This window comes from Pseudarthrobacter sp. 01T43 (assembly GCF_056398665.1).
The window spans coordinates 179,487-194,659 of sequence record NZ_JBFTPV010000003.1 but is presented as its reverse complement, the minus strand read 5'-3'; the positions used below and the strand labels follow the sequence as shown (position 1 = coordinate 194,659).

Genomic DNA, 15,173 nt, shown 5'->3' with positions numbered 1-15,173 from the left:
GGCTCCAGAGGTTTAGGCGGCTTTTCGGGCGGAGGTCATGAGCTTCATCAGGCTTTCCTGGCTCGCTTCCTCTTTGGTGAGTACGCCCGTGATGGCGCCCTCGAAAATGGTGTAGATGCGGTCCGAGAGGCCCAGCAGCTCAGGCAGTTCGGAGGAAATCACGATCACGCCTTTGCCCTGGTTGGCCAGTTGCTGGATGATGCCGTAGATCTCGTACTTGGCTCCAACATCGATGCCGCGGGTGGGTTCATCCAGGATCAGCAGTTCCGGGTCCGTGAACATCCACTTGGCCAGGACCACCTTCTGCTGGTTCCCGCCGGACAGCTTGGCCACCCCTTCCAGCACCGAGGGGGCCTTGGTCCGCAGGGACTTGCGGTACGCCTCGGCAACCGCGAACTCCTTGTTCGTGTCCACCACGCTGTGTTTGCTGATCTTTTCGAGGTTCGCTGACACCGTGGTCGTTTTGATGTCATCGAGCAGGTTCAGGCCGAGGGACTTCCGGTCCTCGGTGACATAACCGAGCCCGGCGTCGATGGCCTGGTGAACGCTCTTGAGGTTGACATCCTTGCCGTGCATGTAAATCTGTCCGGAGACGAAGTGGCCGTAGGACCGGCCAAAGACGGAACGGGCCAGTTCGGTGCGGCCGGCGCCCATGAGCCCCGCAAATCCGACGATCTCGCCGCGCCGCACAAAGAAGTTCGAGTTCTTGCAGACCATGCGGTCCTGGATCTGCGGGTGTGCCACGTTCCAGTTCTTGACCTCGAAGAACACCTCGCCGATGTTGGGTGTGTGGTCCGGGAAGCGGGATTCAAGGGCGCGGCCCACCATGCCCTTGATGATGCGGTCTTCGTCCACACCGTCGGCCTTGACGTCAAGGGTTTCGATCGATTTGCCGTCTCGGATGATGGTGATCGAATCGGCGATCTGCTCGATCTCATTGAGCTTGTGGGAAATGATGATCGAGGTGATGCCCTTGCCCTTCAGGCCGAGCATTAGGTCCAGCAGGTGCTGGGAGTCCGATTCGTTCAAAGCCGCGGTGGGTTCGTCCAGGATGAGGATTTTCACTGACTTGTTCAGGGCCTTGGCGATCTCCACCAGTTGCTGCTTGCCGACGCCGATTTCCTTGATGGGGGTGTCCGGGTTTTCCCGAAGGCCCACCCTGGCCAGCAGTTCGGTGGAGCGCAGCCGGGCTTCGGCCCAGTCGATGACCCCGCGTTTGGTGGGTTCGTTGCCCAGGAAGATGTTCTCCATGATGGACAGCTCGGGGATCAGGGCCAGCTCCTGGTGGATGATCACGATGCCGGCCTGCTCGCTGGCGCGGATGTCCCGGAACTGCTGGACTTCGTTCTGGTACACGATGTCGCCGTCGTAGCTGCCATACGGGTAGACACCCGAGAGCACCTTCATCAGGGTGGACTTGCCGGCGCCGTTTTCGCCGCAGATGGCGTGGATCTCGCCTGCCTTGACGCGGAGGCTAACTTCCGACAATGCCTTGACGCCGGGAAATTCCTTGGTGATGGAGCGCATCTCCAGGATGACGGGGTCTGTGTGCGTGGGATGGGACGTCATGTGCCCTTACGCCTCCAATACGTGACTTCTTTGTCCGGCCCCGCAAAACGCAGGGGTCGTCTGATGAAAAAGTAAACTGGATCACACCGGTTGTCGTCAAGTCTTTAACGCAATTGCGGGATAACGAAATGGTCTACGTGCTGCGGATCCCTGCGTGCTGGAATACCAGCGCCGCTGCCCCCAGGGCCTCTGCGCGGTCCCCGAGCGAGGACATCGTCAGGGTGGTGGTCTCGCCGACCACCGGTACTGCGTGGCGGATCAGGCCCCGCCTGATGGGGTCCAGAAGCAGGTTCCCCAGGCCGGCGAGTGGGCCGCCCACGACGATCACTTCGGGGTTGATCAGGTTGGCCACGTTGCCCAAGGCGCGCCCGACAGCCTGGCCGGCGTCGTCCACCACCCGCAGGGTGGCGGGGTCGCGGGCCAACGCCTTCCGCACGATGTCCGCGGGGCTGGCCGGCGGGTCCTCGCCGCGGCTGAGCAGTTCGATCATGGTGGTGGTGGAGGCAATGGTTTCCAGGCAGCCGCGGTTGCCGCAACGGCACACCAGGCCGTGCTCGTGGATGGTGGCGTGGCCGATTTCGCCGGTGATGCCAACGGTTCCGTAGTAGGGTGCGCCGTTGAGGATCAGGCCCGCGCCGATGCCCGATCCGATCTTGAGGAACATCAGGTTGCTGACCCCTGTGTGGGGCCCCCAGGTTACCTCCGACCACGCCCCCAGGTTGGCGTCGTTGTCAACGAACACGGGCATTTTGAGGGTGTCTTCCAGGTGCTGCAGGATGTTGATGCCCACCCATTCCGGAAGGATGGCGCCCTGCGCCACAGTTCCGGTCCGCCGGTCGATGGGTCCCGGTATTCCGACGCCGGCACCCACCACGGTGGCACGGTCCACACCGCTTTCCAGCAGGAGCTTGTCCAGGAGCAGGACAGCGGCGTCGATGCCTTCTTCGGACTGGTGGCCGAGCGGGAGCAGCACTGATTCTTCCGCGATCACGTGGTAGCTCAGGGACGCGAGGACGACGCGGAGGTGACGCCTGCCGAAGTCGATGCCGACGGCCACTGCGCCGTTGCTGTTGAGCCGGACGTTAAGCGCCCGGCGCCCGGAGCTGGTGATCGGCTCGGTGGACGCCAGGCCCGCGTCCTGCATTATTTTGACGATATTGGAGACGGTGGCAGTGGACAGCCCGGTCTGCCGTGCAAGCTCGGCCTGTGTGGACGGGCCGCTCATCAGGGTCTCGATGATCCGCTGCTGGTTCAGCTGCCTGAGGGCGGACTGGGACCCCGGATTTTTTGGCCTGCTCCTCGTCGAGCGCGATGTGGGGGACATAGAAAGAAGATTGCCCTACTCTGGCAGTTGCGGTCAAGAAGTTAACGCAAGTCGAGGTAACCTACCCGTGAAGGTCGCGGTGAGCGCGGGACAGTTCGACATAGCGTGCGGCGTTCTGTTTCACGCCCTCGAACTCCTCGTCGGTGAGTTCCCGCCGCACCTTGGCCGGGACGCCTGCCACCAGCGAGCGGGGTGGCACAACAGTCCCTTCCAGAACCACGGCGCCGGCCGCCACCAGCGAGCCGGCGCCGATGACCGCGCCGTTCAGCACCGTGGCGCCCATGCCGATCAGGCAGTCGTCCTCCACGGTGCAGCCGTGCACCACGGCAGCGTGCCCCACGCTGACCCCGGCGCCGACGGTGCAGGGGAAGCCCGGATCTGCATGCAGCACCACGTTGTCCTGCAGGTTGCTGCGAGGGCCCACCATGATGGCCGCTGTGTCGGCCCGGACGGACACGCCGTAGAAGGCGCTGGAATCCTGGGCCAGGGAGGCGTTGCCGATGATGGACGCGGTGGGGGCGATGAACGCGGTTTCGTGGACGGCCGGAGCATGGCCGGCGAAAGTGTGAAGAGGAGCCATACGGCCAAGCCTAAGACATCCGCCCCCGGCCCCAACTAAGTAGCAGTACATGTCGTTTTGAGCCGTCAAAACGACACTTGCTGCTACTTACTTGGGGGAGGAGGGGGTGCGCAGGAGCAGGAAGCGGTGGTGCTGCGTCCGGGCATGCTCTTCGTTCCGGCCCAAAGAGAGCACGACGGCGATGGGTGCCCCGGGTGCCGTCACGCGCACCAGTTCGCGCAGGACGGCATCAATGTCGGCATCCGGGCCGTGCAGCAGCGTGCTCGTGGTCCAGGCGGCTAAGAATGTTCCGTCCGCAAAGGGCAGGTGCCGGCCATCCGCCACGGTGACATCGAGCCCCTTGGCGCGGGCCAGGTGGACGTTCTCTTCCGACGGGTCCACCCCCGTGTAGTGGATGCCGGCACGGACAAACTGCACCCCGTCAACGCCTTGGCCGGCGTCGACCTCCAGGACGTTGTGCCGGCCCTCCGCCTTGAGGAGGCTGATGAACCGCCCGCGCTGCGGGTCCCGTCCGGTTGCTGCTGGATACTCCATGCCTTTGCCCGCGACCTGTCAGGCGGAGGTTGCTAGTTGAAGACCACAGTCCGGTTGCCATCCAGCAGCACCCGGTGCTCGGCATGCCACTGGACCGCCTGCGTTAATGTCCGACCCTCCACGTCCCGGCCCATTTGCACAAACTGTTCCGGGGTGCGGGCGTGGTCCACCCGGATGACTTCCTGCTCAATGATGGGGCCCTCGTCCAGGGCGGCCGTGACGTAATGTGCGGTGGCCCCTATCAGCTTCACCCCGCGCGCATGGGCCTGGTGGTATGGCTTGGCGCCCTTGAAGGAGGGCAGGAACGAGTGGTGGATGTTGATGGCCTTGCCGGTCAGCTCCGCACAGAGGTCATCGGAAATGACCTGCATGTAGCGGGCCAGCACCGTGAGTTCGACATCGTGCTCTGCCATGAGCGCCCGAAGCTTGTCCTCGGCCTCCGCCTTGGTCTGCGGCGTGACAGGGATGTAGTGGAACGGGATTCCGTAGAACTCGGCCAGGCCGGCAAGGTCCCGGTGGTTGGAGACGATGGCGGGAATCTCGATGGGCAGGGTGCCGGAACGCTGCTGGAAGAGAATGTCGTTGAGGCAGTGCGCTGACGTGCTGGCCATGAGCACGGTCCGCACCTTTTGGCCGACGGCGTTGAGGCTCCACTGCATGCCGAAGGCGGCGGCCACCGGCTCGAGGGCCGCCTGCAGCTCGGCCCGGGAGGCCGTCGTCGTGGCTTCCACGCGCATAAAGAAGTTCCCCGTCGCAGGGCTGCCGTACTGCTGCGAATCCAAGATATTGCAGCCGGCCACCAGCAGGGCGCCGGCCACGGCGTGCACGATTCCGGGGCGGTCCGGGCAGGACAGTGTTAATACATACGCTTTGTTTAGCTGCTCATCACTCACGACAATTAGCCTACCCGCGCACCACCGAGGGTTTTGGTAGTCTTGGCAGGTCGCAACTGGCGTTGGGTGGCTTAACCACCAGGGAGCGGCAACCACGAAGACCACGGATCGTACGCCTGGGCCGAGGGTCATGTCTTGCCGGACAAGTGCTGCAACCCGAGGGGAGCGGCACCATCCTGTGCGCTTTTCCGCCCTGTCATCAAGGGGCGGTGCCGAACGCCAGCCGGTAGCCTGACCTTAGCAGTGCCCGTATCCCTAGCCAGGAGTTTTTCGTGACTACTACCGCCACCACAACAGTCGCCGTCAGCAACCAGTCGCTGGCCGAGCTTGATCCCGAAATCGCTGCAGTCCTCGACCAGGAACTTGGCCGCCAGCGCGGCACCCTGGAAATGATCGCCTCCGAAAACTTCGCGCCGCGCGCAGTGATGGAAGCCCAGGGCTCTGTCCTGACCAACAAGTACGCCGAGGGCTACCCGGGCCGCCGCTACTACGGTGGCTGCGAATATGTGGACATCGCCGAGCAGTTGGCCATCGACCGCGTCAAGGCACTGTTCGGTGCCGAGTACGCCAACGTCCAGCCGCACTCCGGCGCCCAGGCCAATGCCGCCGCATTGTCCGCCATGATCACCCCCGGTGACAAGATCCTGGGCCTGTCCCTGGCCCACGGCGGCCACCTGACCCACGGCATGAAGCTGAACTTCTCCGGCAAGCTGTACAACGTGGCTGCCTACCAGGTGGAGGAGGATAACTTCCGCGTGGACATGGACAAGCTGCGCGAGCAGGCCATCGCCGAGAAGCCCCAGGTCATCATCGCCGGCTGGTCCGCCTACCCGCGCCACCTCGACTTCGCAGCCTTCCGTTCGATCGCCGATGAAGTGGGTGCGCTCCTCTGGACCGACATGGCGCACTTCGCCGGCCTGGTTGCAGCAGGACTGCACCCGAGCCCGGTGCCGTACTCCGACGTCGTCACCTCGACCGTGCACAAGACCCTCGCCGGTCCGCGCTCCGGTGTGATCCTGGCGAAGCAGGAGTGGGCCAAGAAGATCAACTCCAACGTCTTCCCGGGCCAGCAGGGCGGCCCGCTGATGCACGTCATCGCTGCCAAGGCTGTGGCGTTCAAGATTGCCGGCACCGAGGAATTCAAGGAACGCCAGGAGCGTGTCCTCGAAGGTGCAAAGATCATCGCCGACCGCCTCAACCAGGCCGACGTCGCCGAAGCCGGTGTCTCTGTCCTCACCGGCGGCACCGATGTGCACCTGGTCCTGGTGGACCTGCGCAACTCGCAGCTGGACGGCCAGCAGGCCGAAGACCTCCTGCACTCCGTAGGCATCACCGTGAACCGCAACGCGGTTCCCTTCGACCCCCGTCCGCCGATGGTCACCTCCGGCCTGCGCATCGGTACTCCCGCCCTCGCCACCCGAGGCTTCGGCGCAGCGGAATTCACCGAGGTCGCCGAGATCATCGCCACCGCACTGAAAGCCGGCTCCGCCACCGACGTTGAGGCTCTGCAGTCCCGCGTGGACAAGCTCGCCGCCGACTTCCCGCTGTACCCGCAGCACGAGCAGTGGTGATCCATGACTTCTGCAAAAGTGACTGAGACCGCCAAGATCCTCGACGGCAAGGCAGCCGCAGCCGACATCAAGTCCGAGCTCGTGGAGCGTGTCGCGGCCTTGAAGGCCAACGGCGTAATCCCCGGCATTGCCACCGTCCTTGTGGGCGCCGACCCGGCCTCGCAGCTCTACGTGTCCATGAAACACAAACAGTCAGCGGCGATCGGGATGAACTCGATCCAGCGTGAGCTGCCCGCGGATGCCACCCAGGCGCAGGTCGAGGCCCTCATTGACGAACTCAATGCGGATCCTGCCTGCCACGGCTACATYGTGCAGCTGCCGCTGCCCAAGCATCTGGATACCGACGCCATCCTSGAGCGGATYGACCCCGCCAAGGATGCCGACGGCCTGCACCCGACCAACCTTGGCCGGCTGGTGCTCAACGTCAGCGGCAAGATCACCTCGCCGCTGCCGTGCACGCCCCGCGGCGTCATCGAGCTCCTGGAGCGGAACGGCTACAGCCTCGCCGGCAAGCACGTCGTGGTGGTCGGGCGCGGTGTCACGGTCGGCCGTACTATCGGCCTGCTGCTCACCCGCCGGTCCGTGAACGCCACCGTCACGCTGACGCACACGGGCACCAAGAACCTCTCGGAGCTGTTGCGGCAGGCGGACGTTATTGTGGGCGCCGCGGGTGTCAAACACATCGTCAAGGCCGCGGACGTCAAGCCGGGTGCAGCGCTGCTCGACGTCGGAGTCACCCGTGAAACCGATCCTGTGACAGGCAAGAGCAAGGTCTACGGCGACATCGATCCTGCCGCTGCGGAGGTGGCCGGCTGGATTTCGCCGAACCCCGGCGGCGTKGGTCCCATGACCGTTGCGCTGCTCATGACCAACGTGGTCGAAGCAGCGGAACGGCAATTGGCAGAGAAGAGCGGCACCGGAATCGCCTAGTTCCGCCGCACTGAGTAACGCCCGACGGCGGCCCGCACCTTTTTCACTGGAGGTGCGGGCCGCCGTCGGCCGTTAAGCCCAAGTGTTCGCCGGGGGTGGAAGGTGCGCAACGGGTGCCCCGGCGTTTGAGACAATGGACCCATGCAATCTCTGGGTAACCCTCACTCTCCGTCCGGCCGGTCCAAGGGCGGCTTCTCCATGCTCCGGATCAGCGGCCCGGGGATGATGGTTTTTATCATCGCCTTCCTGGTTGCCGTGATCTTTGCCGCGAACCAGAACGACGTTGTGGGCTGGGTAGTGGCGGTCATCGCCGGCTTCTGGCTCGCACTGGCGGCCTTTGTTGTCTTCAGCATCCAGAAGGCGGCCAAAAAGGCCGGTGCCAAGCTGACGGAAGCCCAGAATGCCTTCAACAGCGCTGCCGGCCGCGCGCCGTCGCCGGCCTCCGCGGACCACGGTGGCACCCGGGTGGTGTCCGAGCGGCCCGGGGCGGACGAGGTCCGGGACCTCAAGCTGGACCACTCCTTCAAGATCGTGCAGGTGCAGATCCGGGTGGTGGAGGAGGAACGGGCCAAGGGCGAGGCCGCGGACCAGGACACTATCCGCCGGGCGCTGGAGACCATCGAGATCACCGCAACGAACGCCCGGGACATGATCCGCTCCGCCGGCGGCACCGGGGAACCGGTCAGTGGAACCATCATCGACTAGAGTGGTGCGGGTGAGTTCGGCATTGAAGAAGGATCACCTTCGCATCGCATCAGTCAACGTCAACGGCCTCCGGGCTGCCTATAAGAACGGCATGGCGGCCTGGCTGGAGCCACGCGACGTGGACATTCTCTGCCTCCAGGAAGTCAGGGCACCTGACGCGATCGTCCGCCAGTTGCTTGGCGAGGGCTGGCACATCCTGCACGCCGAGGCGGAAGCCAAGGGCCGCGCCGGCGTCGCCATCGCGTCCCGCGAAGAACCCCTGTACACCCGCAACGACATCGGCGATGACTATTTCGCCACCGCCGGCCGCTGGGTGGAAGCCGATTTCAGGCTGACCGACGCCAGCGGAGAACCCGTCCAGCTGACCGTTGCCAGCGCCTACGTGCACTCCGGCGAAGTCGGAACCCCGAAACAGGTGGACAAGTACCGGTTCCTGGACGTCATGAGCACCCGACTGCCGGAGCTCACCAAGCACAGCGACCACGCCCTTGTGGTGGGCGACCTCAACGTCGGCCACACCGAACGGGACATCCGGAACTGGAAGGGCAACGTCAAGAAGGCCGGCTTCCTGCCCGACGAACGCGCCTACTTTGACCGCTTCTTCGGCGATGAGATCGGCTGGAAGGACGTTCACCGCGCCCTGGCGGGCGATGTGGACGGCCCCTACACCTGGTGGTCACAGCGCGGCCAGGCGTTCGATAACGACACCGGTTGGCGCATCGACTACCACCTGGCCACCCCGGACCTCGCCGCTGCCGCCTTCTCGGCCGTTGTGGACCGGGCGCCCTCGTGGGACACGCGCTTCTCTGACCATGCCCCGCTGGTAGTGGACTACCGGCTCTAAATCTTAAGGTTCGAACGAATGACCAGCTCACCCTCACACGGCCGCAAGCGCATCCTTTCCGGCGCGAAGCCGACGGCCGACTCCCTGCACCTGGGCAACTACATCGGCGCGGTCCGCAACTGGGTGGACATGCAGTCCGCCTACGACGCAGTCTTCTTCATCCCTGACCTCCACGCCATCACGGTGGATTTCGACCCGGCGGAACTGAGCAACCGCACCCGCGTGGTGGCGGCCCAGTACATAGCGGCCGGCATCGACCCGGACAAGAGCATTTTCTTTGTCCAGTCCCACGTCCCGGAACATGCGCAGCTCGCGTGGGCCCTGAACTGCATCACCGGGTTCGGCGAAGCCTCCCGCATGACCCAGTTCAAGGACAAGACCCAGAAAGCCGGCGCCGACGCCGCCACGCTGGGACTGTTCGCGTATCCCACCCTGATGGCCGCCGATATCCTGCTGTACCAGACCGACCTGGTGCCGGTGGGTGAGGACCAGCGCCAGCACCTGGAGCTGACCCGGAACCTGGCCCAGCGGTTCAACACCCGCTTTGGCGAGACCTTCACCGTGCCCGAGGCCACCATCCTCAAGGAAAGCGCGAAGATCTACGACCTGCAGAACCCCACCGCCAAAATGTCGAAAACGGGGGAGTCGCCCAACGGCTCCATCCAGCTCCTGGAAGACCCCAAGCTCGCCGCCAAGCGCATCAAGTCGGCGGTGACGGATACCGGCACGGAGATCCGCTTTGATCTCGAAGAAAAGCCGGGCGTCTCCAACTTGCTGACCATTTATTCCTCCCTGACAGGCAAGTCGGTGGCGGAGCTCGAGGCCGAATACCAGGGCAAAATGTACGGCCACCTGAAGGTGGACCTCGCCGAGGTGATGGTGGACTTCATCACGCCGTTGCGGAACCGCACCAACGAGCTGATGGCGGACCCGGCCGAGCTGGACAGGCTGCTTGCCCAAGGCGCAGAACGGGCCCGCGAGATCGCCTCGGTGACGCTCAGCAAGGTCTACGAGCGGATGGGGTTCCTGCCCTCGCTGCGCCTGGCCGGAGTCCGCTAGAGCAATGCCGGCCGCAAGGACTGTCAGCGAAGGAATGAGCGTCGGCGTCATTCTCGGGTTCCCGCCTGCCATCGCGGCGGAACTGCAGCGGTGGCGGGCTTCGTTCGGTGATCCCATGGCCGGGGTGGTCCCAGCCCACATCACGCTGGTCACCACCACTCCCACCCATGACTGGGAAGCCACCCGCGCCCACGTCCACGAGGTGGCGCGCAACCAGGCCCCGTTCATGGTGACCATCTCCGGCACGGGTACCTTCCGGCCAGTCTCCCCGGTGGTCTACATCAAGGTTGAAGAGGGCTTCGAGGCGTGCGTGGACCTGCACGCGAAGCTCCAGACCGGTCCGCTTCAGCGGGAGCTGCCGTTTTCTTACCATCCCCATGTCACCATCGCCCACGATGTTGCCCCGGAGAGCCTCGATGAGGCCGAAACGGTGCTCGAAAGCTACAAGGCCACCTTCCCTGTGGTTAGCATGGGACTCTACGAGCACGATGCTGACGGCATCTGGCAGCTACGGGAAGAGTTGGACTTTGGGACCGAAACTGACGACGACGGCGGGACCGGTGGCAGCAAAACGGACGCCGACGCAAACGGAGCCACCGCTTCCCACTGAGCAGGCCCGCCTGAAGCTGGCCGTCATCCAAAAAAGGATGGACTGGGGCAAGGCCAGAAGGTCCGACGGCGGCCCGCTGGCCAGCCTCATGGCCATGGTCCAATGGCTGCTCGCCCGGCTGAATGCCTTCCGGCCGATGCGCGCGTGGCAGCATTACAACCTCCAGCATGGCCCGCTCATGAGCGCCGGCATCGGGTTCAACATGTTCTTCTCCATCACGGGCCTGCTGGCAACGGGATTCTCCATTGCCGGCCTGGTGCTCCGGGGCCAGCCTGCCCTGCTGGACAACATCATCAGCAGCGTGGCCCAAAGCGCGCCCGGCCTGCTGAAGGTTAATGGCGGGGCCGGCCTGGTTGATCCCAAGGACCTGCTGAACCCGGACGGCCTCGGCTGGACAGCCGTGATAGCGGCCGTGGTTACGGTCGTTACGTCCCTGGGGTGGATCGCTGGCCTCCGCGACGGCCTCCGCGGCGTGGTGCAACTGCCGCCGCTGAAAATGAACATCATCCTGATGAAGCTGCGGGACACCGGCACCCTGCTCCTCCTGGGCGTCGCCCTGGTCATCAGTGCCGGAGCTTCCCTGGTGTTCGGCACGGCGGCCGGCTGGGTCAGTGACTTCCTGCGGCTGGACCCTGCCGTCGCAGGTCCCCTGACCACGCTGATCAAAATCGGTGTGCCGCTGGTTCTGAGCTGGGTGACGGCCATGGTGATGTTCCGGCTGGCGGGCGGCCTCAAGCTGTCCCGGCGTGCACTGCTTGAGGGAACCATCCTGGCCGCCGTGGGCACCACCGTCCTGCAGGTATTCAGCACGGAACTGCTCGCCGGCGCCGGCCGGAACCCCATCCTGGCACCGTTCGCCATCATCATTGGGCTGCTGATCTGGTTCAACCTGGTCAGCCAGGTCTACCTGGTGTCGGCAGGCTGGTCAGCCATCCGCGACGAGGACCTCAAGGGCGCGTCTGCGGGTCACGAGAAGGCGCTGTGGGGCTCCCGCCACATCCAGCCGGGCAAGACTCCCGTGGAGCACGAGAGCAGTGCCGTTACTAGTGCGCGGCGTCGAGGTATTGGTCGGCCCAGGCAGAAATAATCCGGGCGGCGCGGGCGGCCTGGCCCTTCCCGGTCAGGAGGTGGTCRCTGCCTTCGAGYGARATGAARYTCCGMGGGTGCCGYGCRGTYTGGAAGATSKYGCTGGCGTTSTCGATGCCCACGGTGTTGTCSGTGGGGGAGTGCAGCACCATCAGCGGCTTGTGCAGCTGCCGGATGCAGTCGGTGAGGTCCGCGTTCTCCAGGTCCTCCACAAAGTGCCTGCGGATTTCCACCCGCTTCCCGCCGAGGTCCACCTCCGCGCTGCCTTCGCTGAGGATCTTGTCCAGGGCGGCGTCGAACACGTGCGCCACGTGCTTGGGCGAGAACGGGGCACCCACGGTAGCGACGGCGTCGAGCTCGGGAATCTGCCGGGCGGCGGACAGTACGGCCGCACCGCCGAAGGAATGGCCCACCAGCAGGGAGATGGCCCTTTCCTGGGCGCGCATGAACTCGGCTGCCTTCACAGTGTCCGCAACTTTATGGCTGAACGAGCCCTCGGACCAGTGGCCTGCGGACTCGCCCAGCCCCAGGTTGTCGAAGCGCAGCATGCCGATCCCGGTGTCAGCCAGGGCTTTGCACATCCGCGACGCCGATGGGCTGTCCTTGCCCAGCGTGAAGCCGTGGGAGAACAAACCCCAGCCCCGCACCGGTCCCTCCGGTAAGTCGATGATGCCGGACAGGATTTCACCGGTGGAGCCTTCGAAGCTGACTTTTTCGGAACGGGACATCGTGTGCTGCTTTCGTGGGTGCTGTCAGGGGTTAAACCACGACGGCGCCGCATCCCCTGGGTGGGGAAGGGCGCCGTCGTCGGCTTGATCTTAAATTTAGACCTTGCGGGCGAGGATTGCCTGCTTGACCTCGGCAATTGCCTGTGTCACCTGGATGCCGCGAGGGCAAGCTTCGGTGCAGTTGAAGGTGGTGCGGCAGCGCCACACGCCTTCCTTGTCGTTGAGGATCTCCAGGCGCATGTCGCCGGCGTCATCACGGGAGTCGAAGATGAAGCGGTGTGCGTTGACGATCGCGGCCGGGCCGAAGTACTGGCCGTCCGTCCAGAACACCGGGCACGAGGACGTGCACGCGGCGCACAGGATGCACTTGGTGGTGTCGTCGAAGCGCTCACGGTCCTCGGCGGACTGCAGGCGCTCCTTGGTGGGCTCGTGACCCTTGTTGATCAGGAAGGGCATGACTTCGCGGAATGACTGGAAGAACGGTTCCATGTCCACGATCAGGTCCTTCTCCACCGGCAGGCCCTTGATGGGCTCAACGGTGATGGGCTTGGACGTGTCCAGGTCCTTCAGGAGGGTCTTGCAGGCAAGGCGGTTACGGCCGTTGATGCGCATGGCATCGGAACCGCAGACGCCGTGGGCGCAGGAACGGCGGAACGAGACGCTGCCGTCGATTTCCCATTTGACCTTGTGCAGGGCGTCCAGCACGCGGTCGGTGCCGTACATGGTCACCTTGAAGTCATCCCATGTGGCGTCCTCGGACACCTCGGGGTTGTAGCGGCGTACGCGCAGCGTGACGTCGAAGGAAGGGATGTCCCCGCCCCCGCCGGCGCCGGCGGGCAGTTCGATCTTGGAGGCTGGCTCAGCGAGTTCAGCGGTCATCTTAGTACTTCCTCACCATCGGCTCGTAACGCGTAAAGACCACCGGTTTGGTGGCAAGTCGGATGCCCGCGATCGACTCAGCGGAACCGTCCGCCGGTGCGTGGTCGTCCTTGTACGCCATGGAGTGTTTCATGAATTTTTCGTCGTTCCGGTCCGGGAAGTCCTCGCGGAAGTGTCCGCCGCGGGATTCCTCACGGTGCAGGGCCGCTACGGTCATGACCTTGGCCAGTTCCAGCAGGAAGCCGAGTTCAACGGCCTCGAGCAGGTCCAGGTTGAAGCGTTTGCCCTTGTCCTGGACGCTGATGTTCTTGTAGCGCGCTTCGAAGGACTCGATGTCGCGCAGAACCTGGTTCAGCGTATCTGCAGTGCGGAACACCTGCATGTTGGCGTCCATGGTGTCCTGCAGGTCCTTGCGGATCAGGGCCACCTTTTCGTCGCCGGAGCCGTTGCGGGCAATGTTCAGCAGATCGATGGTGTAGGCCTCCGGGTCTTCGGGGAGTTCCACGAAGTCGGCGGTCTTGGAGTACTCAGCCGCTGCAATGCCGGCGCGCTTGCCGAACACGTTGATGTCCAGCAGCGAGTTGGTGCCCAGGCGGTTGGAGCCGTGGACGGACACGCAGGCCACTTCACCGGCGGCGTAAAGGCCCGGAATCACGGTGTCGTTGTCCTGCAGGACCTCGGCGCTGATGTTGGTGGGAATGCCGCCCATGGCGTAGTGCGCCGTCGGGAACACGGGAACCGGCTCCGTGTACGGCTCCACACCAAGGTAGGTGCGGGCGAACTCGGTGATGTCCGGCAGCTTGGCGTCGATGTGCGCCGGCTCCAGGTGGGTCAGGTCCAGGAGGACGTAATCCTTGTTCGGGCCGCAGCCGCGGCCTTCGCGGACTTCGTTGGCCATGGAGCGGGCCACGATGTCACGCGGCGCGAGGTCCTTGATGGTGGGGGCGTAGCGCTCCATGAAGCGCTCACCCTCGGAGTTACGCAGGATTGCGCCCTCACCGCGGGCTGCTTCGGACAGCAGGATGCCGAGGCCGGCAAGGCCTGTCGGGTGGAACTGGAAGAACTCCATGTCCTCCAAGGGGATGCCTCGGCGGAAGGCGATTCCCATGCCGTCACCGGTGAGGGTGTGGGCGTTGGAGGTGGTCTTGAAGACCTTGCCCGCGCCGCCGGAGGCGAACACCACGGACTTGGCCTGGAAGACGTGCAGTTCACCGGAGGCGAGGTCGTAGGACACGACGCCGGCAACGCGCTTCTGCTTGTACGGCGTGCCGTCTTCGCGGACGGCGTCTTCCTCGACCGTCAACAGATCCAGGACGTAGTACTCGTTGTAGAACTCCACATTGTGCTTGACGCAGTTTTGGTACAGCGTCTGCAGGATCATGTGGCCGGTACGGTCGGCGGCGTAGCAGGCGCGGCGGACCGGAGCCTTGCCGTGATCGCGGGTGTGGCCGCCGAAGCGGCGCTGGTCAATCCGGCCTTCAGGCGTGCGGTTGAACGGCAGGCCCATTTTCTCAAGGTCCAGCACGGCGTCGATGGCTTCCTTCGCCATGACCTCCGCAGCGTCCTGGTCAACCAGGTAGTCGCCGCCCTTGACGGTGTCGAAGGTGTGCCATTCCCAGTTGTCTTCCTCGACGTTGGCAAGGGCCGCACACATGCCACCCTGCGCCGCACCGGTGTGCGAGCGGGTGGGGTAGAGCTTGGTCAGTACTGCTGTGCGCGCGCGCTGACCGGACTCGATCGCGGCGCGCATGCCAGCGCCACCGGCACCGACGATGACGACGTCGTACTTATGGACCTGCATACTTTGGCGCTCTTTCTCTCAAAATTCGCAATAAAACAACGGGCAGGAGTTACCTGATCC

15 protein-coding genes and 1 riboswitch are annotated in these 15,173 nt (G+C 64.5%); of the genes, 7 read left to right on the top strand and 8 right to left on the bottom strand.

The features are described from left to right. Window positions 1-12: 12 nt before the first annotated feature. The 5 genes from mmsA to purU all read right to left on the bottom strand — a co-directional run bounded on the left by mmsA (window position 13) and on the right by purU (window position 4,900). Window positions 13-1,569 (bottom strand): multiple monosaccharide ABC transporter ATP-binding protein, encoded by a 1,557-nt coding sequence (gene mmsA / locus AC1DIM_RS04350; protein ID WP_477709261.1) that lies wholly within the window; start codon window positions 1,567-1,569, stop codon window positions 13-15. 133 nt (window positions 1,570-1,702) lie between these two features. Further along, entirely contained in the window at window positions 1,703-2,893 is a 1,191-nt protein-coding gene (locus AC1DIM_RS04345) for an ROK family transcriptional regulator (RefSeq protein ID WP_477709260.1), read from the bottom strand. 61 nt (window positions 2,894-2,954) lie between these two features. Then, complete coding sequence (locus AC1DIM_RS04340) at window positions 2,955-3,473, bottom strand: gamma carbonic anhydrase family protein (protein WP_477709259.1); 519 nt, start codon at window positions 3,471-3,473, stop codon at window positions 2,955-2,957. A gap of 87 nt (window positions 3,474-3,560) precedes the next feature. Then, the gene (locus AC1DIM_RS04335) at window positions 3,561-4,007 is read right to left on the bottom strand and encodes a class I SAM-dependent methyltransferase (protein WP_477709258.1); all 447 of its coding nucleotides are present in this window, start codon (window positions 4,005-4,007) and stop codon (window positions 3,561-3,563) included. Window positions 4,008-4,039: 32 nt separating this feature from the next. Continuing rightward, window positions 4,040-4,900 (bottom strand): formyltetrahydrofolate deformylase, encoded by an 861-nt coding sequence (gene purU / locus AC1DIM_RS04330; RefSeq protein WP_477709257.1) that lies wholly within the window; start codon window positions 4,898-4,900, stop codon window positions 4,040-4,042. Between the two features lie 42 nt (window positions 4,901-4,942). Continuing rightward, a riboswitch (ZMP/ZTP riboswitch) is annotated at window positions 4,943-5,029 on the top strand. Window positions 5,030-5,172: 143 nt separating this feature from the next. Here purU and glyA point away from each other — a divergent pair. From glyA to AC1DIM_RS04295, 7 genes are all read left to right on the top strand, one after another. Then, entirely contained in the window at window positions 5,173-6,471 is a 1,299-nt protein-coding gene (glyA, locus tag AC1DIM_RS04325) for a serine hydroxymethyltransferase (protein WP_477709256.1), read from the top strand. Between the two features lie 3 nt (window positions 6,472-6,474). Further along, window positions 6,475-7,401 (top strand): bifunctional methylenetetrahydrofolate dehydrogenase/methenyltetrahydrofolate cyclohydrolase, encoded by a 927-nt coding sequence (locus AC1DIM_RS04320; RefSeq protein WP_477709255.1) that lies wholly within the window; start codon window positions 6,475-6,477, stop codon window positions 7,399-7,401. A 141-nt stretch (window positions 7,402-7,542) separates the two neighbouring features. Next, window positions 7,543-8,106, top strand: coding sequence for a hypothetical protein (locus tag AC1DIM_RS04315; RefSeq protein ID WP_477709254.1), 564 nt, complete (start codon window positions 7,543-7,545; stop codon window positions 8,104-8,106). 10 nt (window positions 8,107-8,116) lie between these two features. Further along, window positions 8,117-8,950, top strand: coding sequence for an exodeoxyribonuclease III (locus AC1DIM_RS04310; protein WP_477709253.1), 834 nt, complete (start codon window positions 8,117-8,119; stop codon window positions 8,948-8,950). 18 nt (window positions 8,951-8,968) lie between these two features. Continuing rightward, on the top strand, window positions 8,969-10,009 hold the full coding sequence (gene trpS / locus AC1DIM_RS04305) for a tryptophan--tRNA ligase (protein WP_477709252.1): 1,041 nt from the start codon (window positions 8,969-8,971) through the stop codon (window positions 10,007-10,009). Window positions 10,010-10,013: 4 nt separating this feature from the next. Continuing rightward, entirely contained in the window at window positions 10,014-10,619 is a 606-nt protein-coding gene (locus tag AC1DIM_RS04300) for a 2'-5' RNA ligase family protein (protein ID WP_477709251.1), read from the top strand. A 37-nt stretch (window positions 10,620-10,656) separates the two neighbouring features. Then, window positions 10,657-11,706 carry a YihY/virulence factor BrkB family protein gene (locus AC1DIM_RS04295; RefSeq protein WP_477709250.1) on the top strand — a complete coding sequence of 350 codons (1,050 nt, stop codon included), beginning with the start codon at window positions 10,657-10,659 and terminating at the stop codon, window positions 11,704-11,706. Here the strand turns inward: AC1DIM_RS04295 and AC1DIM_RS04290 are convergent. The 3 genes from AC1DIM_RS04290 to sdhA all read right to left on the bottom strand — a co-directional run bounded on the left by AC1DIM_RS04290 (window position 11,663) and on the right by sdhA (window position 15,113). Then, the gene (locus AC1DIM_RS04290) at window positions 11,663-12,433 is read right to left on the bottom strand and encodes an alpha/beta hydrolase family protein (protein WP_477709249.1); all 771 of its coding nucleotides are present in this window, start codon (window positions 12,431-12,433) and stop codon (window positions 11,663-11,665) included. The two genes, AC1DIM_RS04295 and AC1DIM_RS04290, sit on opposite strands and share 44 nt — an antisense overlap. A 96-nt stretch (window positions 12,434-12,529) precedes the next feature. Then, window positions 12,530-13,312 (bottom strand): succinate dehydrogenase iron-sulfur subunit, encoded by a 783-nt coding sequence (locus AC1DIM_RS04285; RefSeq protein WP_477709248.1) that lies wholly within the window; start codon window positions 13,310-13,312, stop codon window positions 12,530-12,532. Window position 13,313: 1 nt separating this feature from the next. Beyond that, window positions 13,314-15,113: a succinate dehydrogenase flavoprotein subunit gene (sdhA, locus tag AC1DIM_RS04280; RefSeq protein WP_477709247.1), complete on the bottom strand. Its 1,800-nt coding sequence runs from the start codon at window positions 15,111-15,113 to the stop codon at window positions 13,314-13,316. Window positions 15,114-15,173: the final 60 nt, after the last annotated feature.